General features: G+C 66.0%; 1 protein-coding gene. It reads left to right on the top strand.

The window, feature by feature from the left end:
* Positions 1-170: 170 nt before the first annotated feature.
* A complete protein-coding gene (locus EOA49_RS31930) occupies positions 171-1,094 on the top strand; it encodes a D-alanyl-D-alanine carboxypeptidase family protein (RefSeq protein WP_127240522.1) in 924 nt (307 codons plus the stop codon).
* Positions 1,095-1,419: the final 325 nt, after the last annotated feature.

Genomic DNA, 1,419 nt, shown 5'->3' on the forward strand with positions numbered 1-1,419 from the left:
CCGCCCTTAAAGCAAATCCACCCTCCTGAAACCCGCAAAAAGCGGGGAAAATGCCTCATTCCCGCCGTTAACCAGTTGGACGGAGCGGATGCGGTACGCTAGCTTCGCCGCATCTCAGCAACCGTTTTTGAACAATCTTGTCCACTCCGCTTTCGCTCCTCCAGAAATTGATGACCGCGCTGGTGCTGCTGCTCCTCATTGCCGGCTGCACCACCGCCGCGCCGCCGGAAACCGTGCTAGCCGTGCCGGCGCAGCCGCAGAAATATGCCGCGATCGTGGTCGACGCTTCGACCGGCAAGACGCTGTTCGAGGTCAATTCGACGGCGCAGCGCTATCCCGCGTCGCTGACCAAGATGATGACGCTCTACATGCTGTTCGAGGCGCTGGAGAGCGGCCGGGTGAGCAAGGAAACGCAGATCCCGGTATCCAACCACGCCGCCTCGCAGCCGCCGACGAAGCTGCGCTTCAGGCGCGGCGCGACGATCGACGTCGATTCCGCCATCCGCGCCATGGTGGTGAAGTCGGCGAACGACGTGGCGGTGGCGGTGGGCGAATATCTCGGCGGCGGCAGCGAGGATGAGTTCGCCGCCATGATGACCGCCAAGGCGCGCCAGCTCGGCATGACCAGCACCAATTTCCGCAACGCCTGCGGCCTGCCCGACGACGGCCAGGTGACGACGGCGCGCGACATGGCGGTGCTGGGCATCGCGCTCCAGCGCCGCTTCCCGCAGCATTTCCACTATTTCTCCGAAAGCGATTTCATGTTCCGCGGCCGGCTGGTGCGCGGCCATAACGACATGCTGGGACGGGTGCGCGGCGTCGACGGCATCAAGACCGGCTATATCCGCGCTTCCGGCTACAACATCGTCACCTCCTACAATGCCGACGGCAGGCATCTGATCGTGGTGGTGATGGGCGCCCAAAGCGCGCGCCAGCGCAACGACCATGTCGAGGCGCTGATCCAGCGCAGCTTGTCGCCGATGAGCGCCGATGCCCAGACGCGGCTGATGTATGCCGGCCAGCAGCCGGCCGCTTCGGCACTTCCGGGTTTGCCCGCGCCAAGTTCGTCGCTGCCCGGTTTGCCGGCGCAGTAGCGAAGCCCGAGTGGCGGCGGCCTGCTCAAGCGACCGCCTTGGCCCTGATGCAGTTTGCCGGCCAGGACGTCCACAGGGCCGGACAGGCCAGCCGGTGGTGACCATGGCGCCAGTGAGGCAGGACCGATGCTTTCGACGGTGGCGCTGCCCCTCACCTGCCTGCCGGCATCCTCTCCCCGTAAGTGACGGGGAGAGGGGCGCTCTCATCGCCGGTTTCGCCAATCGCCGGCGTTGCAGGAAAGGCGCCGAGCATGCGGCCAGCCTCTTTCTCCCCGTGACTTACGGGGAGAAGGTGCCGGCAGGCGGATGAGGGGCGGCGCTGCCC

Source organism: Mesorhizobium sp. M1A.F.Ca.IN.020.04.1.1 (genome assembly GCF_003997315.1).
In the GTDB taxonomy this organism is placed as follows: domain Bacteria; phylum Pseudomonadota; class Alphaproteobacteria; order Rhizobiales; family Rhizobiaceae; genus Mesorhizobium.